General features: G+C 69.0%; 20 protein-coding genes and 1 pseudogene. 8 read left to right on the top strand and 13 right to left on the bottom strand.

Annotation, left to right across the window (positions count from 1 at the left end):
- Positions 1–54: 54 nt before the first annotated feature.
- Entirely contained in the window at positions 55–711 is a 657-nt protein-coding gene (locus LRQ07_RS01340) for a GntR family transcriptional regulator (RefSeq protein ID WP_256535607.1), read from the top strand.
- An 80-nt stretch (positions 712–791) separates the two neighbouring features.
- On the opposite strand, the gene LRQ07_RS01335 is transcribed toward LRQ07_RS01340, so the two are convergent.
- From LRQ07_RS01335 to LRQ07_RS01320, 4 genes are read right to left on the bottom strand one after another with little or no spacing between them, the layout of a single operon-like run.
- Positions 792–2,429 (bottom strand): amylo-alpha-1,6-glucosidase, encoded by a 1,638-nt coding sequence (locus tag LRQ07_RS01335; protein WP_256535606.1) that lies wholly within the window; start codon positions 2,427–2,429, stop codon positions 792–794.
- The gene (locus LRQ07_RS01330) at positions 2,429–3,376 is read right to left on the bottom strand and encodes a carbohydrate ABC transporter permease (protein ID WP_232762833.1); all 948 of its coding nucleotides are present in this window, start codon (positions 3,374–3,376) and stop codon (positions 2,429–2,431) included. Before LRQ07_RS01330 ends, LRQ07_RS01335 begins: the two co-directional genes overlap by 1 nt.
- A complete protein-coding gene (locus tag LRQ07_RS01325; protein ID WP_047522834.1) occupies positions 3,373–4,335 on the bottom strand; it encodes a carbohydrate ABC transporter permease in 963 nt (320 codons plus the stop codon). Before LRQ07_RS01325 ends, LRQ07_RS01330 begins: the two co-directional genes overlap by 4 nt.
- Before the next feature lie 2 nt (positions 4,336–4,337).
- Positions 4,338–5,648, bottom strand: a complete 1,311-nt coding sequence (locus LRQ07_RS01320) for an ABC transporter substrate-binding protein (protein ID WP_256535605.1) — start codon at positions 5,646–5,648, stop codon at positions 4,338–4,340.
- 160 nt (positions 5,649–5,808) lie between these two features.
- Here LRQ07_RS01320 and LRQ07_RS01315 point away from each other — a divergent pair, with 160 nt between their 5' ends.
- The 4 genes from LRQ07_RS01315 to LRQ07_RS01300 all read left to right on the top strand — a co-directional run bounded on the left by LRQ07_RS01315 (position 5,809) and on the right by LRQ07_RS01300 (position 8,117).
- Complete coding sequence (locus tag LRQ07_RS01315; RefSeq protein WP_131493141.1) at positions 5,809–6,252, top strand: hypothetical protein; 444 nt, start codon at positions 5,809–5,811, stop codon at positions 6,250–6,252.
- Between the two features lie 157 nt (positions 6,253–6,409).
- Positions 6,410–7,480, top strand: coding sequence for a M4 family metallopeptidase (locus LRQ07_RS01310; protein ID WP_256535604.1), 1,071 nt, complete (start codon positions 6,410–6,412; stop codon positions 7,478–7,480).
- Positions 7,455–7,769: a protealysin inhibitor emfourin gene (locus LRQ07_RS01305; RefSeq protein ID WP_232762837.1), complete on the top strand. Its 315-nt coding sequence runs from the start codon at positions 7,455–7,457 to the stop codon at positions 7,767–7,769. Before LRQ07_RS01310 ends, LRQ07_RS01305 begins: the two co-directional genes overlap by 26 nt.
- A gap of 96 nt (positions 7,770–7,865) precedes the next feature.
- Complete coding sequence (locus tag LRQ07_RS01300; protein WP_194239324.1) at positions 7,866–8,117, top strand: hypothetical protein; 252 nt, start codon at positions 7,866–7,868, stop codon at positions 8,115–8,117.
- Here the strand turns inward: LRQ07_RS01300 and LRQ07_RS01295 are convergent.
- Positions 8,069–9,154, bottom strand: a complete 1,086-nt coding sequence (locus tag LRQ07_RS01295; protein WP_153243382.1) for a mechanosensitive ion channel family protein — start codon at positions 9,152–9,154, stop codon at positions 8,069–8,071. The genes LRQ07_RS01300 and LRQ07_RS01295 overlap by 49 nt on opposite strands.
- 79 nt (positions 9,155–9,233) lie before the next feature.
- Between LRQ07_RS01295 and LRQ07_RS01290 the strand changes: the two genes are divergently transcribed.
- On the top strand, positions 9,234–9,986 hold the full coding sequence (locus LRQ07_RS01290; RefSeq protein WP_232762840.1) for a ribonuclease H family protein: 753 nt from the start codon (positions 9,234–9,236) through the stop codon (positions 9,984–9,986).
- 15 nt (positions 9,987–10,001) lie between these two features.
- On the opposite strand, the gene LRQ07_RS01285 is transcribed toward LRQ07_RS01290, so the two are convergent.
- Positions 10,002–11,192, bottom strand: coding sequence for an FAD-dependent monooxygenase (locus tag LRQ07_RS01285; RefSeq protein ID WP_256535603.1), 1,191 nt, complete (start codon positions 11,190–11,192; stop codon positions 10,002–10,004).
- Between the two features lie 37 nt (positions 11,193–11,229).
- Here LRQ07_RS01285 and LRQ07_RS01280 point away from each other — a divergent pair, with 37 nt between their 5' ends.
- The gene (locus tag LRQ07_RS01280; RefSeq protein ID WP_256535602.1) at positions 11,230–11,793 is read left to right on the top strand and encodes a TetR/AcrR family transcriptional regulator; all 564 of its coding nucleotides are present in this window, start codon (positions 11,230–11,232) and stop codon (positions 11,791–11,793) included.
- 29 nt (positions 11,794–11,822) lie between these two features.
- Positions 11,823–12,548: a Pr6Pr family membrane protein gene (locus LRQ07_RS01275; RefSeq protein ID WP_131493129.1), complete on the top strand. Its 726-nt coding sequence runs from the start codon at positions 11,823–11,825 to the stop codon at positions 12,546–12,548.
- Here the strand turns inward: LRQ07_RS01275 and LRQ07_RS01270 are convergent.
- The 7 genes and pseudogenes from LRQ07_RS01270 to kdpB all read right to left on the bottom strand — a co-directional run bounded on the left by LRQ07_RS01270 (position 12,539) and on the right by kdpB (position 21,442).
- On the bottom strand, positions 12,539–13,891 hold the full coding sequence (locus LRQ07_RS01270) for a flavin monoamine oxidase family protein (RefSeq protein WP_256535601.1): 1,353 nt from the start codon (positions 13,889–13,891) through the stop codon (positions 12,539–12,541). The genes LRQ07_RS01275 and LRQ07_RS01270 overlap by 10 nt on opposite strands.
- Before the next feature lie 147 nt (positions 13,892–14,038).
- A pseudogene (locus tag LRQ07_RS01265) lies at positions 14,039–15,017 on the bottom strand (SRPBCC family protein).
- 1 nt (position 15,018) lies between these two features.
- On the bottom strand, positions 15,019–15,408 hold the full coding sequence (locus tag LRQ07_RS01260) for an ArsR/SmtB family transcription factor (protein WP_256535600.1): 390 nt from the start codon (positions 15,406–15,408) through the stop codon (positions 15,019–15,021).
- Positions 15,409–15,448: 40 nt separating this feature from the next.
- Positions 15,449–16,144, bottom strand: coding sequence for a response regulator (locus LRQ07_RS01255; protein WP_256535599.1), 696 nt, complete (start codon positions 16,142–16,144; stop codon positions 15,449–15,451).
- A complete protein-coding gene (locus LRQ07_RS01250) occupies positions 16,141–18,645 on the bottom strand; it encodes an ATP-binding protein (RefSeq protein ID WP_256535598.1) in 2,505 nt (834 codons plus the stop codon). The genes LRQ07_RS01255 and LRQ07_RS01250 overlap by 4 nt, the downstream gene beginning before the upstream one ends.
- A 2-nt stretch (positions 18,646–18,647) precedes the next feature.
- Positions 18,648–19,262 carry a potassium-transporting ATPase subunit KdpC gene (kdpC, locus tag LRQ07_RS01245; RefSeq protein WP_232762846.1) on the bottom strand — a complete coding sequence of 205 codons (615 nt, stop codon included), beginning with the start codon at positions 19,260–19,262 and terminating at the stop codon, positions 18,648–18,650.
- Between the two features lie 23 nt (positions 19,263–19,285).
- Positions 19,286–21,442 carry a potassium-transporting ATPase subunit KdpB gene (gene kdpB, locus LRQ07_RS01240; RefSeq protein WP_256535597.1) on the bottom strand — a complete coding sequence of 719 codons (2,157 nt, stop codon included), beginning with the start codon at positions 21,440–21,442 and terminating at the stop codon, positions 19,286–19,288.
- Position 21,443 lies beyond the last annotated feature (1 nt).

The following is a 21,443-nucleotide window of genomic DNA, read 5'->3' as shown; positions in this document are numbered from 1 at the left end:
GCCCGAGGCCCGTCAACCCATAGGCTGACGGGCAGGCGGCAGAAGAGGGGACGCATGGCGATCGAACGCAAGAACCTGCGCTCGCAGGTTCGGCAGGAGTTGCTGACCCGCATGCGCGCCGGACTCGTGCAGCCCGGCGAAGGCATCAACGAGGTCCAGCTCGCCACCGAACTCGGCGTGAGCCGCACCCCCCTGCGTGAAGCGCTCATCGCCCTCGAGTCCGAGGGCCAGATCGAGAGCGAGAACGGCAAGGGCTTCCGCTTCGTCCCGCTCAGCGCGTCCGAGTTCCGCGACCTCGCGCCGGTCATGGCTGCACTCGAGAGCCTGGCGCTCGAGCTGAGCCCGCCCGAGGAACTGCGCGTGATCGGGATCCGACTCAAGGAGATGGCCGAAGCCTTCGCCGACGAGCTCGTGGAGCACCAGCTGGTCATCACCAAGGACGACGAGTGGCATAGCGTGATGCTGTCCGCCTGCCCGAACACCCGGCTCCTGGCCGTGATCGACAACGTGCGCAGTTCGTTCCACCGCTACGAGTCCCTGCTGGTCCCCGAAGACGTCAAGGTCGAACGCGTCGCCGCCGAGCACGCCGAGATCGCCCGCCACCTCGCCGACGGCGACATCTCCGGCGCCGTCGACGCCCTCAAGCTCAACTGGATGCACGGCATGCAGCGCATCCTCGACAACGCCACGAGCTCGTACTTCACCGCCTGAACCCGCTCCGGTCGCACTTTCTGCCGGCAAGAGGGCCGAATAGCGGGAGAAAGTGCGACCCGAACGGATGCTGCGCGTGCTCACCGCGAGAGCCGCACCGCGAGGTCGACGAACAGCGCGGCCGACCAGCCGAAGGCGGTCGTGGCCGTGCGGGCCTTCTTGCCCGTGTGCGGATTGAAGTACTCGTGCGGGCCCCCGCCGTGGATCACCAGCGCCACGGTCTGCTCCCGCAGTTCCCGCGCTCTCTCCGGGTACCCGGATGCCTCCAGCCCCTCGGCGACGAGCATGCTCGTGTTCACCCAGACCGGTCCGCGCCACATGCGCTCGTCCGAGAAGTCGGGGTCGGAGGCCGCGACCGTGGGCAGCCCCCACGGCAGGGCGAAGCGTTCGGGGTCGTCGATGGCCGCTCGCAGTGCCTCGGCGACGGGAGGCGGCAACGTGCCCGTGAGCAGCGGCATCAGCCCCACGACTGTGTCGCTGAGCTGCGGCTCCCCACCGCCGAACGCGAGGAAGCGTCCCCGCTCGGGATCCCACATGCGCAGCAGCAGCCCCTGTGTGGTCTCGGCCCGCTGCTCGAATCGCGACACGTCGGCCCCGGGCTCGTACCGGCGCAGGAGGTCGGCGATCTCCCGATCCTGCCGCACCAGATACGCCCCGAGGTCGGGCGCGGCAGTCGGCAACGGCCCATCGAAGATCGGGCTGTCATCGAGGCCGGAGGAGTAGGGATGCCCGTACTCCGGCATCCCGTCGTGGTCGAGGTCGCTGCCGGCGAACCACCAGTCCTGCGAGCGGACGATCCGGGCCAGTTGCCGGCGCGCGTAGTCGGGCGCATCCTCGACGTCGAGCACCTTGCGCAGCGCCCAGGCGGCGAGCGGAGGCTTCGTCAGCGGCACGGGTGCGCTCGGGTCGGCGATCTGCGACCCGGCACGGCGCAGGTTGGCGCGGTCGCTCTCGGGCAGATCGTCGCTGGTCGCCAGCACCCCGAGCTCGTGCACGACGTCGGGCAGCTGCCCGTCGGGCTGCGGGAACCGGAAGGCGATGTCGAGCTGCTCGCGAGCGAGCTCGGGGTCGCCGTGGCGCAGACCGACCGCGATGAAGTACGCATCCCATTGCCAGAGACCGACGTAGCCGATCTTCGACGGCACGATGGCCCTGGCATCGCCCAGCGACGGCAGCTCGACGATGTTCGCTCCGAGCACCCACCAGCACAAGGCGGCCATCTCCTGCAGATCGTCGCGCACGCGCGGGCACTTCGCGAACCACTCGGTCCAGATCGCCGCGGTCGCGGCCAGGGCAGCCGAGTGGTCGCCGTGCACGACCGCGACGGTGCGATCTGCGGCGACGTGCAGCCCGAGGCCCCGATCGAGCGGATGCTCCTCGAGGCCGCCGTCCGGACGCCGGAGCCGCACCCGCGATCCCGAAGCGCCGCCGAGGCTAAGTGTGGAGGGATCGGCGAAGGTCAGGGTCACCGCACCGCCGCCGAAGCTCACCCGCGCGGGATGCACGCCGGTCACCGGGAGCACCTCGCCCCCGGCACCGATCACGATCAGCGCATCGAGCACCCGGCACTCCGACAGCCGCCGCTCGTACTCCGAGGTGTGCACGCGCACGCCCTCCCCGTCGTCGGAACGGAACACGAGCACGCGCGAGCGCGGGAGCGTGAAGGGAGCGGACACCAGGTCGAGGTGACGCCCGGCGAGGGCGGCGAGATCCGTCATCAACGTCCTCCGAGTCCCGATGCGGCCATGCTGTTGAGGATCTTGCGCTGACCGATCACGAACACGATGAGCATCGGCACCGTGGCGATCGCGGACGCCGCCATCACGAGCCCATAGTTGATGGAGCCGAACTGTCCCTGGAACGAGGTCAGCAGCAGCGGGACCGTGAACAGGTCCGGCGTGTTCAACAGCACCAACGGGAACAGGAACGCGTTCCAGACGCTGAGGGCGGTGATGATGCTGAGCGCAGCGAGGCCGGGCTTCAGGTTCGGCAGCACGATGCTCCAGAAGATGCGCCAGCGCCCGGCGCCGTCCACCAGCGCGGCTTCCTCCAGCTCGCGCGGCAGAGCGAGGACGAACTGCCGCATCAGGAACACGGCGAAGGGGTTCGCGATCATCCCGGGCACGATCAGCGCGAGATGCGAATCCACCCAGCCGAGCTGCGACATCAGGAGGTAGAAGGGGATGAGGGTGACCTGCGCCGGGATCATCTGCGTTGCGAGGAACACGATGAAGATCACCTTGCTGCCCCGGAACCGGATACGGGCGAACGCGTACCCGGCCATCGACGCGGTGATCAGGGTGCCGACCACCACCAGCACGGCGATGTACGCACTGTTCAGGTAGGCCTGCCCGAACGGAACGGCGTTCCACGCGTTCACGTAGTTGTCGACGGTCCAGGGGTTCGGCAGGAACTCCAGCGGGTTCTTCAACAACTGCGGGAGGGTCTTGAACGACGTCAGCAGCATCCAGATGAACGGGAACACCATCGAGATGCCGCCGACCACGAGGAGCACGTGCAGCACGGTGGAGCCGAGACGTCGGCGGGCGCGTCCGGCCCCTGGTCCCCCTCGGCCCCGCTGACGGTATCCGGGAGCGGTGAGGGCGACGGTCGAATCGGTCGCGGGGGCGGCGGGGTCGCTGAGGGATGTGGTCTGGAGGGTCATGCCGGGTCATCCTCGTAGTGGACGAACTTCTTCTGCGCACCGAACTGGATCGCCGTGATGACGAGGGTGAGCACGAGCAGGATGATGCTGGCCGCACTGGACAGCCCGAACTCGAATCGCCCGAAGCCGAGGTCGAAGATGTGGTAGACGATGGTGCGGGTCGCGTTGTCGGGTCCGCCGCCGGAGACCAGCACGTAGACCGTGTCGAAGGTCTGCAGCGACGAGATGAACGCGATCACCGAGGAGAAGAACACGATCGGCGAGAGCAGCGGGAGCCGGATGCTGGTGAACAGGCGCACGGCACCGGCGCCGTCGATGCGGGCGGCCTCGATCACCGACGGCGAGATGTTCTGCAGACCGGCCAGGAAGATCACGACGTTCAGGCCCATCGACGACCAGATCGTCACGATGCAGACGGCGAGGAGCGCGAGCTTCGGATCCTGCAGCCAATCCGGGGGCGTGATTCCGAACACCTTCGAGATCGTGGTCGAGAGCAGGCCGTCCGCACGGAACATCTGCTGCCAGATCATGGCGACGGCGACGGTCGAGGTGACCACCGGGGCGAAGAACAGGATCAGGTAGAGCGTGCGGGTCTTGAGCTTCTCGAGTGCGACGGCGACGATGACCGCGAGCGTGAGGCCGATCGGCACGGTGATGATCGCGATCAGCAGGGTGTTGATGATCGCACGGGCGAGCAGCGGATCCTGCAGCTGATCGGCGAAGTTGGCCAGCCCCACCCAGGTGAGCTCGCCCAGGCCGTCCCACTCGGCGAAGGCCAGCACCAGGCTGGCGGCGAACGGCAGCACGACGAACAGCGCCATGCCGAGCAGCTGCGGAGCGACGAAGACGTAGCCCCAGGCCCGATCCCGCCGACGCCAGGCGGCCTCCCGACGCAGGGGCGGGACGGATGCCGCAGGCGTGGCCTGCGGCATCCGTCCGTTCTCGGTGAGCGTGGTCACTCCTACTTCTCCGACCGATCCTCGACCACGCCGGCGATCGTGTCGAGCGTCTCCTGCGCGTCGGTCTTGCCTTCGTAGAGCTTCTGGAACTCCTCGGAGATGGCGACCGGCAGCCCCGGGACCCTGGCCTCAGCGGGGTAGTTCGTGAACCCGATGTCGCGCATGTCGAGGAACGTCTGCGCGTGCACGGGGTAGTCCCCCTCGAGCACCACGTCGTCGGCACCCTTGATCGACGGGACCGCGTTCCCGCCCCCTTCGAGGCGGAAGGTCTGCCCCTCGGCGGAGAGGAACTCCGTCCAGAACGTGAACGCGGCGTCCTTCACCTTGGTCTTGCCGTTGATCGCGAGGAAACTGGTCGCGACGCCGGTGGGAGCGGCCTCACCGTCGGGCGTCGGCCAGCGGACGATGTCGTAGCTGTCCTCTTCGCCCGTGGCCTTGACCGTGCCGATCGTGTAGCGGCCCTGCACGAAGAAACCGGCCTTGTGCGTGACGAAGATGCTGTCGGCTCCGGCGCCGTCGGGAAGCGTGTCGGCGACGACGAAGGTGCCGTCCTGGAAGAGGTCGCCGAGCTCCTGCACGGAAGCGACGGTGGCGTCGTCCTGGTTCGCGACGAACGCTCCCGTCTCGTCGTACGGCGCGGGAAGGCCCTGGGACGACAGCCAACTCCAGTGGGTGGCCCAGTAGTTCCAGTACATCGTCCCCGTGAGCCCCGCGTCGTGGAGCTTGGCGTTCATCTCGAGGAACTTGTCGGTCGTCCACTCGCCGTTCTCGGCCAGCGTCGCGGGGTCCTCGGTGATCCCGGCGGCTTCCAGCGCCTGCTTGTCATACCAGAAGACGTCGGGGTTGGAGTCGTTCGGGGCCGCGTAGACCTCGCCGTCCTCCTCCGCCGCGCCGAAGAGGCCGGGGAAGAAGTCGTCCTTCGTGGTCTTGCTCGCGTCCGATTCCATCAGGTCGCTGAGCGGCATCAGCCTGTCGGAATCGACGAACTGGCCGATCATGTCGTCACCGACGTAGAAGACATCGGGAGCCGTGTTGCTGGTGAGCTGTGCGAGCAGCTTGGAGTGGTAGTCACCGTACCCGGCGACGGGCTGGAGCTTGACGGTGATGTCGGGGTGGCGCTTCATGAAGTCCTTGTTGAACTCCTCGTAGCGGGTCAGCTCGTCCGCCGTGCCCCAGGTGGACCAGATGACCGTCGCGTTGCCGTCGGCGTCGACGCCACCGCCTCCTCCGCCGCCGCTGCACGCGGCGAGCCCCAGGGCCAGAGCGCCGGCGGCACCCAATGCCAGATACCGCGTCACGTTCGCACGTGCCATCTCGCTACCTCTTTCATCATTGGAAGATCGTGTCGGGAGCGCCTTTCCGGCGCACTCGTATTCTGTATACAGAACGCAATTCTGTCAAGGATTTCCCTCGGGTGACGGACATCGAGACCATCCCGTGACGTACCGGTCACCGGTGACGCAGACTGGGTGCATGACCGATCCCGACCCGCACCTGCTCGGCCCTGGCCTCCTGCCGACGCCGTTCACCGCCGAAGAGATCAGAGACGCCACCGGCAGGGGGAAACGCATCCGCCTCCTCCTCGAAGGCCCGGACGGGCCGCTGGGCGAACACGTCAACCGCTTCCACCACACGGATGAGGAGGGCGCGACCCTCGATCGGTGGGCCGCAGCCGACCCGAACGCCGTCGTCTCGAGCCGGGTGACCTGGACCGAGCTCCAGGGCCACGCGGCGTTCGACGCCGAGACGACGAGCATGTCGACCGTGCCGCTGTCCTCCCCTCTGGGCGAGCTCACCTGCCGTCGATACGACACCGCCGACGGGATCTTCTGGTTCTCGTCCGCACACCCCGGGATGCCGGTGCAGTACGAGTCGGACGGCATCCGCACGACTGTGTTGAGCATCGAGCACGAGTGAGACGTATCCGGCGGGCACGCATGTTGTGAAGGAGATCTCGCGTTCCGAAGGGGAGTCCGCGCGAACCCCTCCTTCACACCGTGAGATCTCCTTCACGATCCGCGCGGTTGCCCGGCCCGTTCCCGCGGACGTCGGACACCCGGCGTAGGGTCGATCCATGAGCAGCACACCATCGACACAGTGTCCTGGAGTCGTCCCGTCGTACCTGCTCGCACGCCTGGCCGAATCGGGGCGCTTCCCGAAGGCCGCGGCTGCGGCGCGGCAGACGCTGACGGCCGGACGACCGCCGTTCCGCGCCCGCATCGACCTGTCGATCGACGAGAACGGCGACCTGGTCGCCCAGCTGTCGGATGCTCCGAACCGCACCATCAGCGACGCCGGCAACACCCAGCGCCTCCCCGGCGCGGTGGTGCGCGGCGAAGACGACGCCCCCGTGGCCGACACCGCCGTGAACGAAGCCTTCGACGGCCTCGGAGCGACCTTCGAGATGCTGCTGTCCGCCTTCGGGCGCAATTCCCTCGATGACGCCGGAGCCCCACTGGACGCCACCGTGCACTACGGCGTCGACTACGACAACGCGTTCTGGGACGGTGAGCGCATGGTGTTCGGCGACGGCGACGGCGAGGTGTTCCAGCACTTCACCGGCTCGCTCACGGTGATCGGCCACGAGCTCGCGCACGGCGTCGTGCAGCACACCGCGAACCTCGAATACCAGGGCCAGCCGGGCGCGCTGAACGAGTCGATCGCCGACGTCTTCGGTGCCCTGACCGAGCAGTATGCACTCGGGCAGACGGCCGACAGCACCACGTGGCTCATCGGTGCCGAGATCTTCACGGATGCCGTCGAGGGCGCGGCCCTGCGGTCGATGATCGCCCCGGGCACCGCCTACGACGACGACGAGCTCGGCAAGGATCCGCAGCCCGATCACATGAGCGGCTTCGTGCGCACCACCGAGGACAACGGCGGGGTGCACATCAACTCGGGCATCCCCAACCGCGCGTTCGCCCTGTTCGCGCTCGACCTCGGCGGCAAGGCCTGGGAGCGCGCAGGGACCGTCTGGTATCGGGCCCTCACCGGCGGCCTGTCGAGCACGGCGTCGTTCCTCGAGTTCGCCGATGCGACGGTCGCCGCGGCCACCGCGATCGACGAGGCCACCGCCACGGCGGCTCGACGCGCGTGGACCGTCGTGGGAGTCTATGCAGATGAGCGAGCCTCCTCCCGCGACTGACGCACCGATCGTGATCGCCGTCGTGCGCACGGGCGGCATCGCCGGCATCCGTCGCCGGTGGCAGGTGGAAGCAGGACCCGACGACGCCGGCGAATGGATCGACCTGATCGATCGATGCCCCTGGGATCAGGAGGCGCCGACCGACACCGGTGCCGACCGCTTCGTATGGAGCATCCGCGCCCGGACTCCGGTCGAACGCCGCGAGCGTGAGCTGCCCGACTCCGCGCTCGACGGACCCTGGCGCGCGCTCGTCGAGGCGGTCCGGCAGGCGGCGGCCGCGAAGGGCTGACCCCCGGCGAACCAGTCCCGGCGCACCGGCCCCGGCGTCCGATCAATTCCATGTGAATCCGGCCTCTGCGTCGAGGCGCGGGTTCACAATGGACCCATGGGAATGTTCCAGCAGAAGCCGGAAGAAGAACAGAGCCCCTGGGCACTGCCCTCCGAGCCCGTGAAGCGCTCCGAGGCCGAGGTGCTCGGCGAAGAACCCGCCGTCGACCCCCTCTCGCTCGGCCTCGGCTTCGGGGCGACGACCGAGGTCAGCTCGATCGTCTTCCCGATCGCGGAGCCGGCGGCGGAGACCGTGGGCGACTACGAGGCGGAGGAGCCCGTCGACGACGCGGACGCCGAGTCCGACTGAGGTCCGAACTCCACCCGGGTGCGCGGGAGGGCGTCCGGGTACTCCCGCTGCAACCAGCTCATCATCTTCTCCCGCACCTCGCAGCGGATCGTCCACTGGTCGTCGGAGTCCTTCGCCGACATCACCAACCGGACGGTGACGTACCCGCCCTGTGCGTCCGTCACCAGTGCGCTCGACGAGCGCCCGTCCCAGGCGGGCGAGGCTTCGACGATGCGGGTGAACTCCGCGCGCAGTGCGTCCATCGGCACGCGCCAGTCCAGATCCAGGTAGACGGTGCCGAGGATCTTGTCCGACCTGCGCGTCCACGTCTCGATCGGCGTCGAGGTGAAGTAGCTGCACGGCACGACGAGGCGTCGCTCATCCCAGATGTAGACGACCACGTACGACAGGTTGATCTCGCCGACCCGTCCCCACTCGCCTTCGACCACGACGACGTCGCCCACGCGGATCGCGTCCGTGAAGGCCACCTGTATCCCGGCGATGAGGTTGCCGAGGATCGACTGCGCCGCGAGGCCGGCGATGATGCTCGCGATACCCGCCGACGCGAGGAGGCTCGTGCCCACGGCCCGCATCTCGGGGAAGGTGAACAGCACGGTACCCAGGGCCAGGACGGCGATCGACACCAGCACGAGCCGATGGATGACGAGCAGCTGCGTGCGTCGACGTCGTGCCTCCGGACCGACCAGGACGGTCTCCTCGCGCTCGATGAGCCGTTCGAAACCGAAGGAGATCGCCGCGGCGAACAACCACGACCCGAACAGGATGGTGGAGATCAGGAACAGTCGCGAGACCGCCGGCCACCATCCCTGCTCGGCCGGCGCCGTGAGCGACATCGCGATCCACACCGCGACGACCAGCGCCGTGGCCGTCGTGGCGTTGCGCACCCTGCGCGCGAAATCACGCACCCACGGCAGACGACGGCTCACGAGCGCGGCCACCAGACGCAGCAGTACGAGAACGGCGACGGTGGCGAGGACCGCGATCGCGATCACCACGGCCGTGCCGACCAAGGATTCCCATTCGGTGCCGGAAGACATCCGTCCACCCTAGGCGGCGCGCACGGAGGACGCGAGTGCGCGTCGATCGCGCACCCGGTGACCGCATTACGGTGGAGGGATGACGATCACCGCCGCCGCAGACGGCTCCGCCCTGGGCAACCCCGGCCCCAACGGCTGGGCCTGGTACATCGACGACGCGAACTGGGCGGCGGGCGGCTCCCCGCACGGCACCAACAACCAGGGCGAGCTGCGGGCGGTGCTGGAGCTGCTGCGTGCGACGGCCGGCACCGACGAGAAGCTGATGATCGAATGCGACAGCCGCTACGTGATCGACTCCGTGACCAAGTGGATGCCGGGGTGGAAGCGCAAGGGCTGGCGGAAGTCCGACGGCGGGCCCGTGCTCAACCGCGACCTCCTGGAGGGCATCGACGAGGCGATCCGTGGGCGTGACGTCGAGTTCTCCTGGGTCAAAGGCCACGCCGGACACCCTCTGAACGAGGCAGCCGACGAGCGTGCGAACGCGGCCGCGAAGGCGTACCAGGCCGGAGAGGAGCCGCGTCGAGGTCCGGGCTTCACGCGGGCCACCGGTGCCGGTGCCGCCGTGGCCGCATCCGCTCCTGTGGCGGCCTCCGTTCCTGCGACGGGCTCCGCCCCGGTGGCCGCCGCGCCATCGACCACGCTCGCGGAGCCGTTGTGGGCCGAGACCTCGGACCTGCTCGACGGACTCGACGATCCGGGCTCCACGAACGCGCCCGAGGACGACCCGATCGAACTGCGCATCCCGCTCACCTCGGACGAGCACGCCCGGTTGCGCGACCGCGCGGACGCGCAGGGCGTCTCGCTCGAAGAGGCTCTCCGTCGGCTGATCTGACGCGCGCCGCCGGCGTCACCGGAGGTATTCGGGGCGGGCTCCGATCCCGACGAAGCGCCCGGTGATCCGAGACAGGCGAGGGTGATCCCGCAGCATCCGCAACGGGAAGGGCAGAGGTGCGTCCGCGGCGCCCGACGCGAGGAGAGGCCCCTGCAGCCGTCGCTGGATCGCCTGGGTCACGATCACCGGCCAGACGCGACGACGCTCGACCCGGCGGAGGTCCGCACGCTGCGGCGCACGCGTACCCAGCACCGGCCCGAGGATGCGATCGGCGGCCACCGCGTCCTGGATGGCCAGGTTGATCCCCACGCCTCCCGCGGGAGACATGGCGTGCGCAGAGTCGCCGATGCACAGGAGCCCGTCGACGTGCCACCGACGCAGCCGCTCCAGGCGCACACGCAGAAGGTGCACGTCGGCCGGACGGAGGTGCGCGGCCGCGGCGCCGAGGCGAGGCGAGATGCGGCGCAGACGCTCGTTCATCCGATGCAGGTCGTCTTCGGAGCCCGTCCAGGCACCGGCGGGGATCACGTGCGCGATCTGGAAGAAGTCCCTGCGGTCGATCGTGATGACCATGCCCGCGCCGGCCTGGATGAACGGGTACATCTCGTCGCCGTCCTTCGGCAGCCGGAACCACAGGACATCCATCGACGCGGCCACCCCGACCGGTGAGAGCCCGGCGGCGGCACGGAGCTCGGAGTCACGTCCCGACGCATCGACGACGAGGTGTGCACGGATCTCGACCGGTCCGTCCGGCCCGGTTCCGGTGACCCCGACGATCCGCCCCTCCTCGCGCACGACGTCCTGGATGCGGGTCGAACGCAGCAGGCGGAACCCCGGGAACTCTTCCGCCGACGAGGCCAGCAGGTCGAGGAAGTCCCACTGCGGCATGAACGTCATCACCTTCCTCACCGTCGGCAGGTGCGAGAAGTCGGCCAGGGTCAGTTCGGTGCCGTGCCAGCTGAGCGTGACCTCCGACATATCGGCGTGGGGGCGCGCGAGGAAGTCGTCGAGCAGTCCGAGCTCGCCCAACAGCTCCTGGGTGGAGGGGTGGATCGTGTCGCCCCGGAAGTCGCGGAGGAAGTCGGCATGCTTCTCGATCACGGTGACCCGGAGCCCGCGACGCGCGAGCAGCAGTCCGAGCATGAGCCCGGCGGGCCCACCTCCGACGATGACGGTGTCGGTATCGGTGTCGGTTCTCGTGTCCATGCAGACAGCGTCCCGCTCCGCGTGCGACGATGCGAGAATGGTCAATAAATCGCCGGGCCGTCCGCGCGGATCGTCGACGGCACGGGCTCGGCTGCTCGAGGCAGCGCAGAAGCACGTTCTTCGAGGTGATCTGGCGGCCATCTCGTCCCGTCGACTGGCCGCGGAAGTCGGCGTCAGCCACACCCTGGTCAATTATCATTTCGGATCGCGGGACGGCCTCGTCGCCGCGGCGATCGCCCTGCGCGCAGCACCGCATGATGTGATCGCGCTCGCCCGCGGACGAGACGGTCACGGTCCCGTCGACCTCTCGCGCCTGGCGCACGGCATCCTCGCGGTCTGGGAGCATCCGGAGCACGGGGTGCAGCTCGTCGGTCTCGCACGGCGTCTCGCCGCCGCGGATGATTCCGCCGCGTCGATCAGCGGCTACATCCAGGTGGCGGTGTTCGAACCTCTCGTGGCCGACTTCGGGCGCGAGCACGCACGGCGGATGGCCGTGGCGATCGTCGGCTTCCTCTTCGGACGGTACGTGCTGGAGCTGCCGATGTTCGCCACGCTCCCGCGCGAGGAGGCAGGAAGGCTCCTCCTCTCGATGATCCGGTGAGCCGGTCCGTAGACTCAGCGGATGAAGGAATGGCGGGTGACGCAGCGGTGAAGGCGCGTACCGCCTTCGGGCTGCTCCGCCTCAGTGCCGCCGCCATCTGCCTCGTGGCGCTCATCCACCGGCTGAGCTGGGGGTTGGCGTCGAACACCGTCGCGAGCCAGAACTTCTTCGCGTACCTGACCAACCAGTCGAACATCGCGTTCGTGGTGCTGCTCACCGTCGCCGGCATCCTCGCGTTGCGCCGTGCGAAGGACCCCCGGTGGCTCACGGTCGCGCTCGCCCTCGTACTGACCTGGACGATCACGGCGGGGCTGGTGTTCGCGATCCTCGTGTGGCAGGCGGGCGTCCGCGGGATCCGCATTGATGTGCCGTGGTCCGATCAGGTGCTGCACTTCTGGCTTCCGGCGGTGACCGTGGCGGCCTGGGCGCTGGCTCCCGGACACCGGACCGTGCCGTGGCGGGTCATCCCGGTGTCACTCGCCTATCCGGTGGTGTGGGGCGTCGCGACATTGATCCGCGGACCGCTGATCGGGTGGTATCCGTATTACTTCCTCGACCCGCGACAGGTGAGCGGACCGGCCGAGTTCGTGATCTCCTCGGCGATCGCGCTGGGTTCGTTCGCGGCAGTCGCCACCGTGCTCGTGCTGATCAGCCGCATGCCTCTGCCCCACCGGCTGCGCGCGGGCGAGGAGGACGCCTCCGCCGCACCGCTGTCCGAGCCGGAACCCGCCGGCGAGAAGGTCGCTCAGGTGTAGAGCGCGAGCGAGGCGAGAGCCGCGTCGAGGGCGGCGTCTTCGTCGAGCTCCGCGAACTCCACGGCGGCCGGACCTCCGACGATCCCGACGAGCACGTTCTCGCCGGTCGCCGCACGCAGATTGATCCAGGTCGGGATCGCGACGTCAGCGCCCACGGCGTGCCAGATCGCCTCGTCGTTGTCCCAGAAGGGCTCGTCCCATCGCAGCCACACGGTCTCGATCGCCCCCATGCCGAGGGCGGAGACCGCGCCTCGGTTGGAGAACGGCAGCGGGGGATCGAACTCGATGCTGCGGTCCTGCAGCACCCCGAGCGGCACCGTCACGAGCACCCGGTCGAAGGACAGCGCCTCCCCCGTTCCGAGGCGCACGCTCACGCCCGTGTCGTCGTAGGCGAGGCGGGCGACCGGGGAGTTGAGCCCCACCCGCACGCCGTCGAGCGCCTGTTCGACGAACGGGGTGAGGTCGTCGCGCGCCGCGGTCAGATCCCCGGTGGGCAGCGGCGGGGCGAACCAGCTGGAGAGCTCATCGGCACCGGCACCACTGCGCGAGGCGAGGAGCGCGAGGAGAGCGGCGGTGCCAGGATCGGCGGGGTCGATGCCCGCCGCGGTCAGGGCATCGGCCACCGACGAGTCCTCCGGAGCAGCCTGCGACGCCGCCATGGCGGCCTCGAACGGCGCCGGGTCGACCGGGTCGATGTCGCCGTCGGGGGTGCGCCAGAGATCACCGGCCAGATCGACGATGCCGACCTCACCGCCGCTCAGCCGGTCGAGCACCTCGGCGTCGTCCGCGCCGAACAGCCAGGCACCGAGCTGCACGGGCACCGGCCAGGAGTCGTCGACGCGGGAGGACACCCGTCCACCGACGCGGTCCCTCGCCTCGAAGACCGTCACCTGCATCCCGCCGCCCGCGAGCAGGGCGGCAGCGGTCGCTCCGGCGAGGCCTGCACCGACCACGGCGACGCGTTCGCCCGATGTCGCCGGGATCAGGAGTTCCTCCGCGGCACGCGTGCCCGAGGCGATGGCACCACGCACCGTTCCCGGGGCGTCTTCGTCGGTCGCCTCGCCGGCGAAGAACAGCCGATCGTCGACGGGCTTCGCCAGCGCGAGACGGGTGCCGGCGAGGACGCCGACGGGCGTGAAGCTGGCGGCGCCGAGCGAGAACGGGTCACTCGTCCAGGTGCTGCGGATGCTGCCGGCCGGCGCGGGGACACCGGGCGGCGGCTCAGGCTCGCGCGTCCGGGTGGGCGTGGGGGTCGGCGCGGGTTCCGGGGTGCAGGATGCGAGAAGCACCGAGGCGACGCCGGCTCCGGCGCCGAGGAGCAGAGTGCGGCGCGTGATCCTCATCGTGTCGCCACTTTATCCCGCGCGGGTGGGTTCTGTCCGTCGACGCCCGCCGGCCGGGTGCGCACAATTCAGGAAAAGCGCGCCCGCCGACGCGGAAACCGGCCGGATCTTGTCGGATCCGGCCGGTTCTTCCTGAGTTGTGAACGCTCAGACGGCGAGCAGCTCGCGCTCCAGGCGGGCGAACGACTGCTCCATGCCGTCGGCCATGCCGGTGGCGAGGATCATGTCGCGCGTCTCCTTGTCCGGATACTCGATGAGGAGCGTGACGAGGGTCGCGCCGTCCTCCTCGTACAGGTTCAGGTCGTTGAGGGTCTCGGTCGGCATGCCCTGCATCCGCTCGGTGCTGACCGCGCGGCGGGGGGGCGTCGATCAGCAGCGCCTCGCCCTCGAAGCCGAACGGCTGCCCCTCGGTGTCGCCCACCGGTGCCCAGGAGTTCCGGTACGACTGGCCCACCTCGGTGGCGGCGACGCACTCCGTCATCTCCCAGCCATCGGGGCCGAGCATCCACTGGCGGATGAGCTCGGGCTCGAAGTGCGCGCGCCAGACGAGCTCGCGCGGCCCCTCGACGAGGCGGGTGATGCGCACGTGCGTGTCGTCGAGCAGCTCCACACGGGTGCCCTTGCCCTGCGCGTAGGCGCGGAGGTCCTGCAGAACGGCGTCGAGCTGCGCCATCGCCATTGTGATGCCCTCGACCTGGCCCATCTCGACGACCTGCTCGAGCGCATCGACCGAGTCGAAGTGACTCGTCGTGACCATGCGTGTGCCGTCGGCGGTGGACTCGAAGGCGAACGACATGCGCTGCGCCGGGAACCCGTCGAGCGGTGTGCCGTCTTCATCGACGAAGGAGTCGATGACCTCGAAGCCGTGGGGCTCGTCGATCGATACGAACTCCCACGATCCGGAAGACTTCTCGCCGCGCGGGCCGTTCATCGAGTAGACGGCACGGCCGCCGACGGTGTGGTCCCAGGCGGTGAACGTGGCCGGCCACCCGGGAGGGCCCCAGAAGCGCTCGAGCTGACGCGGGTCGGAGTATGCGCTCCACACCCGCTCGATGGGGGCGGCGAAGTCGGCGACGACGGTCATCGTGAGGTTCTCGGTGTCGGTGGTGACATCGGTGACGGGCATTTCAGTCTCCTTGTTGCGGGTTCGTGGTGGCGGTGGTGTCGGCGGGGCCTGACCGAGGCGTCTCGGCCAGCAGGTCGTCGAGTCGGGCGATGCGCGATCGCCACAGCTCTTCGTATCGGGCGAGGAGCGCCCTGGCGCGGGCGATCATCTCGGGGTTCGCGCGGACGAGCCGCTCGCGTCCCTCGGCGCGCTTGACGATGAGGTTCGCGGCCTCGAGCACGGCGACGTGCTTCTGCACCGCAGCGAACGACATCTCGTATTCAGTGGCGAGAGTCGAGACGGACTGCTCCCGCTCGATCGTCCGACGCAGGATGTCGCGCCGGGTCGACGTCGCCAGTGCGTGGAACACACGGTCGACCTCCGCTTCGCTCAACTCCGTTTGTGCAACCATTTGGTTGTACGTTAGACCTGCGCGAAGACCATGTCAAGGGTCAGTCGACCGTCAGACCCAGCAGGCGGTACCCCATCCCCGGCTCGGTGATGATGTGCACCGGCTCCGACGGCGTGTCCTCGAGCTTCTTGCGGAGCTGCGACACGTACAGACGCAGGTACCCGGTGTCTTCGATGTGCTCGTTGCCCCAGATGGCCGTGAGGAGTGTCTGCCGGGTGACGAGCTTGCCGGCGTTGCGGATGAGGATGTCGATCATCTGCCACTCCGTCGGGGTGAGCCGGATCTGCCGGTTGCCGTCGGACGACTCGCGGGAGACGCTGCGTGCGGCGAGATCGATGGTGATGTCGCCGAGCCGGACGAGGGGAAGTGCTTCTTCCTGGGGCACCCGGCGGGTCAGGGCTCTGATCCGGGCGAGGAGCTCGTCGACGGCGAAAGGCTTGGTGATGTAGTCGTCGGCGCCGGCGTCGAGCGCCTCGACCTTGTCGGAGGCACCCGCCCGCCCCGAGACGACGAGGATCGGTGCCGCGGACCATCCGCGAATTCCGTGGATCACCTCGATCCCGTCGAGCTTCGGCATACCCAGATCGAGGAGGAACAGGTCTGCGTGGTGATCGATGGCCGCGGCGATGGCCGCGGCGCCATCCGATGCCGTGACCACGTCGTATCCCTTGGCCGTGAGGGTGATGCGGAGCGCGCGCAGGATCTGCGGGTCGTCGTCTGCGATGAGGATCTTCACTCGGTCTCCTCCGATGTGCCGGGTGCGGGAATGGTGGCGGGCAGCGCGATGACCATGGTCAGTCCGCCGCCGGGGGTGTCCTCCGGGGTGAGCGTCCCGTGCATGGCTTCGACGAAGCCGCGGGAGAGCGCGAGGCCGAGCCCGAGACCGGACGAGTTGTCGGTGTCACCGAGGCGCTGGAACGGGACGAAAATGTCGTCGCGCTTCTCGGCCGGGACACCGGGCCCGCGGTCGATGATGCGGATCTCGAGGTGATCACCGAAGGTGCTGGTGCTGACGTGCACGGGCACGTCCGGAGGGGAGTACCGGTGGGCGTTGGTGAGCAGGTTGACGACCACACGCTGCAGCAGCACCGGATCCGCCTGCGCCAGCGCGTCCCCGTGATGGAGCGCGAGCGTGACGTCGGTGGGACCGAGCTGGAGTTCGTCGAGAGCGGGGGCGATCACCTCGGCCGGATCGGTCGGGATGTCGGCGATCGCGAGCACCCCGGTCTGGAGGCGGCTGACATCGAGCAGATCCGTCACCAGCGTCGCGAGCGCGGTGAGGCTCTCGTCCGCGGTGTCGAGCAGCTCCTGCTTGTCGCGCCGGTCCAGATCGGGTCCCGCAGCGCGCAAGCCGCCGACGGCGGCGGCAGCAGCGGCGAGCGGGCGACGCAGGTCATGGCTCAGCGCCGAGAGCAGAGCTCCGCGCACACGGTCCGAGGCCGCGATCGGCTCGATCTCCTTCGCGGTTCTCTCGAGGCGCTGGTGCTCGAGCGCCGCGGCGAGCTGAGCGGTCATGACCGCCAGCAGTCGACGCTCGGACGCTGCCACATCGCCCCCGTGGAGTTCGAGCACAGCGTGGTCACCGATGCGGATGTCGGTGTGGCGGTTGTCCGCCAGGGGTTCCCCGGCGCGCGCGATGACCTCGTCGCCACGCATCAGACGGACTCCCGCGAGGTGGAACGCCTCCCGCGTGCGGTCGATGAGCGCCTGTATCGCGTTCTCGCCGCGGAGCACGCTCCCGGCGATCGTCTGGATCAGCTCGGACTCTGCGGCAGACCGCCGCGCGGCGCGCGTGTATCGGGCGGCGCGATCGACGATGAAGCTGACCATGCTCGCGATGATGACGTACAGGACGAGCGCCAGCAGGTGGTGCGGCTCGTGGATGTGGATCGTGTAGAGGGGCTCGACGAAGAGGAAATCCAGGGTGAGCCCGGACAGGACCGCGGCGAACAGCGCCGGCCAGATACCGCCGACCAGCGCGACGATCACGACGAGCAGCTGGTAGCTCAGCACATCGGTCGTGATCGATTCGGGGCTGCGGAAGAAGCTGAGGAAGAACGTCAGCAGCGGGCCGCCGAGGAGCGCGACGAGGAAGCCGAGTACGCGGCGCTTGCGGGTCAGCGCCCCGGTGAGCGGCGGCAGCGCGAAGCGACGACCTGCGGCGGAGTGATTGACCATGTGCACGTCGATGTCACCGGACTCGCGCACGACGGTCGCGCCGATGCCCGGGCCGGTGAACGCCGCCGTGAAGCGTCCGCGCCGACTGGCACCGAGCACGAGTTGGGTGGCGTTGACGGATCGTGCGAACTCGACCAGGGCGGTCGGGATGTCCTCGCCGACGACCTGATGGTAGGTGCCGTTGAGCTTCTCGACGAGGGCGCGCTGCTCCGTCAGCACGACCGGGTTCGCCGCGCGCAGGCCGTCTTGGCTGGTGATGTGCACGGCCATCAGCTCGCCGCCGGCCGACCGCGCCGCGATCCGGGACCCGCGCCGCAGAAGGGTCTCCCCCTCCGCTCCTCCGGTGAGGGCGACGACGACGCGCTCCCGCGCCTCCCAGGTGCTGTCGATGCCGTGCTCAGCGCGATACCCCTTGAGCGCCTGGTCGACCTCATCGGCCAGCCAGATGAGGGCGAGCTCGCGAAGCGCGGTGAGGTTGCCCAGGCGGAAGTAGTTCGACAGCGCGGCGTCGATGCGTTCGGCCGGGTAGACGAATCCGCCGGAGAGACGGTCGCGAAGCGCCTGCGGGGCGAGGTCGATGACCTCTATCTGATCGGCGCTGCGCAGCACGTTGTCGGGTACGGTTTCGCGTTGCGGCACGCCGGTGATCTGTTCGACGACGTCGTTGAGGGATTCGATGTGCTGGATGTTGAGCGTGGAGATCACGTCGATCCCCGCGGCGAGGAGTTCCTCGACGTCCTCCCAGCGTTTCTCGTTGCGGGAGCCGGGTGCGTTGGTGTGCGCGAGCTCATCGACGAGCGCGACGGAGGGCGCTCGGGTCAAGAGCGCAGCGAGATCCATCTCCTCGAGTTCGACGCCACGGTGACCCACGTTCATCCGAGGGATCGCCGGGAGCCCGTCGGTCATGGTCGCGGTGGCCGCACGGCCGTGCGTCTCGACGATGCCGATGACGACGTCCTTGCCCTCAGCGAGGAGCCGGCGCCCCTCTTCGAGCATGGTGTAGGTTTTGCCGACGCCGGGGGCGGCGCCGAGCAGCACACGAAGCCGCCCCCGAGTCATGCTCAGCCTGCCGACTCGTCGAGTGCGAGGTTGAGCTCGGCGACGTTGACGACCGACTCCCCGAGGTACCCGAGGTTGGGAGCGCTCGTGGCGGCCTCCACCGCCGCGGCGACCTCGTCCTCCGATATCCCGCGCGCGTCGGCGACACGGGCGATCTGGATCTGCGCGTAGGCCGGGCTGATGTGGGGGTCGAGGCCGGAACTCGACGAGGTCACCGCGTCTGCGGGTACCGCGGACTCGTCGACCCCGTTGAACTCGGCGATCTGCACCTTGCGTTCGGCGATCGCCGCGACGAGGTCCTCGTTCTCCGGCCCCTGGTTGGTGCCGGACGACGCCGTGCCGTCATAGCCGTCGCCGGCCGCCGACGGCCTGCTCTGGAAGTACTCCGGAAGCGGGTTGCCCTCCTCGTCGGTGAACGACTGACCGAGCAGCGAGGATCCGACGACGTCCCCGCCCTTCGAGACGAGGGCTGAGCCGTTCGCCTGTGCGGGGAATGCGAGCTGCCCGATGCCGGTGATGAGCAGGGTGTAGCCGATGCCGAGGACCACGGTGAACATGAGCATCGCGCGAACCGCGACCCACAGTGTGCGGCCGCCGCTGCGTGTTCCAGCGTTCATGAGTGTGCGATCTCCTTGTCAGTTCAGAAGCCGGGGATCAGGCGCACGAACAGGTCGATGAGCCAGATGCCGATGAAGGGTGTGATGATGCCGCCGAGTCCGTATACGGCGAGGTTGCGTCCGAGGATCTTCGAGGCGTTGAGGGGGCGGTACTTCACTCCTCGCAGGGCGAGCGGCACGAGGAAGACGATCACGATGGCGTTGAAGATCACCGCGGACAGCACCGCCGATGCCGGAGAGTGCAACCCCATGACGTTCAGCACCGCGAGCTGCGGGAAGACGCCCATGAAGATGGCCGGGATGATGGCGAAGTACTTCGCGATGTCGTTCGCGATCGAGAACGTGGTCAGTGCGCCGCGCGTGATGAGCAGCTGCTTCCCGATCGCGACGATGTCGATGAGCTTCGTCGGGTCGGAATCGAGGTCGACCATGTTGCCGGCTTCTTTAGCGGCCGACGTTCCCGTGTTCATCGCCACACCCACGTCGGCCTGCGCGAGCGCGGGCGCATCGTTGGTGCCGTCGCCGGTCATCGCCACCAGGTTGCCGCCGTCCTGCTCCTTGCGGATGTACGCCAGCTTCTGCTCAGGCGTCGCCTCGGCGAGGAAGTCGTCGACTCCCGCCTCCGTGGCGATCGCCGCGGCCGTCAGCGGATTGTCACCGGTGACCATGACGGTGCGGATGCCCATCGCGCGGAGTTCGGCGAATCGCTCGGTCAGCCCCTCCTTGACGATGTCCTTCAGGTGGATGACGCCGAGCACCCGGCGACGGCCGTCGGCCGCCTTCACGGCGACGACCAGAGGCGTCCCACCGGACTGCGAAATGTGCTGGACGTGCTCGTCCAGCTCGGCGAGTTCGCTGCTCGGCAGACGCGCGCCGTCCTCCTCCAGCCAGGCGGTGATGGCGCTGCCCGCGCCCTTGCGGATCTGCGTCCCGTCGTCGAGGTCCAGTCCCGACATGCGGGTCTGAGCCGTGAACGGAACGATCTCACCGCCGGCATCCGCCTCGACGTCGACGCCTTCGGCACGTGCCAGGTCGACGATCGACTTGCCCTCGGGCGTCGGGTCGGCGAGCGACGACTTCGCGGCCGCCTCGATGAGCTCTCGCTCCTGGACGCCGTCGATGCGGACGAACGCGCTCGCACGGCGGTTTCCGTACGTGATCGTGCCCGTCTTGTCGAGCAGCAGTGTCGTGACGTCGCCCGCTGCCTCGACCGCGCGACCGGACATCGCGAGGACGTTGCGCTGCACCAGGCGATCCATGCCGGCGATGCCGATGGCGGACAGGAGGGCACCGATCGTGGTCGGGATGAGGCAGACGAGCAGCGCGATGAGAACGGTGATGCTCGCGGGGCTCGCCGGGTAGGAGGCGATCGGGTTCAGTGTGAGCGCGACCACCACGAACACGATCGACAACGACGCGAGAAGGATGTTCAACGCGATCTCGTTGGGGGTGCGCTGGCGCGCGGCCCCCTCGACGAGAGCGATCATCCGATCGACGAACGTCTCCCCCGGTTTCGAGGTGATGCGCACGACGATGCGATCCGAGAGCACGCGCGTGCCGCCGGTGACCGCTGACCGATCTCCCCCGGATTCGCGCACGACGGGGGCGGACTCGCCGGTGATCGCGGACTCGTCGACGCTCGCGATGCCCCACACGATGTCACCGTCGCCGGGGATCAGCTCACCGGCGGACACGACGACCGTGTCCCCCAGGCGGAGATCCGCGGAGGAGACGTCGGAGATGCGCGCGGCCTCCGCAGAACCGTCGTTCGCCGGGTCATAGTCGTCGACGCGGTGGGCGGTGGTGCTGGTACGGGTCTTGCGCAGCGTGTCAGCCTGCGCCTTGCCGCGTCCTTCGGCGATCGACTCGGCCAGATTGGCGAAGACGACCGTGAGCCACAGCCACACCGCGATGATCCAGGTGAAGGACCACGGGACGCTGCTGCCACCCGACGTGGCGGGGCCGCCCAGAAAGGGCTCGGCGACGGCGAGCAGCGTGGTGAGGGCGGCGCCGACCCACACGATGAACATGACGGGATTGCGCCACTGCGCGCGCGGGTCGACCTTGCGCAGCGCGCCCGGGAGAGCGGCTCGCACTTGCGCCCAGGTGAGCGTCTTGCGCGGTGCGGCTGGGGTCGCCTCCGATGTCTCGGGCGACGGGGTGTGCGTGATGGTGGACATG

Origin of the sequence: Microbacterium sp. J1-1 (assembly GCF_024498615.1) — a bacterium.
Taxonomy (GTDB): Bacteria; Actinomycetota; Actinomycetes; order Actinomycetales; family Microbacteriaceae; genus Microbacterium; species Microbacterium aurugineum.
This window is presented reverse-complemented; position numbering and strand designations above follow the sequence as displayed.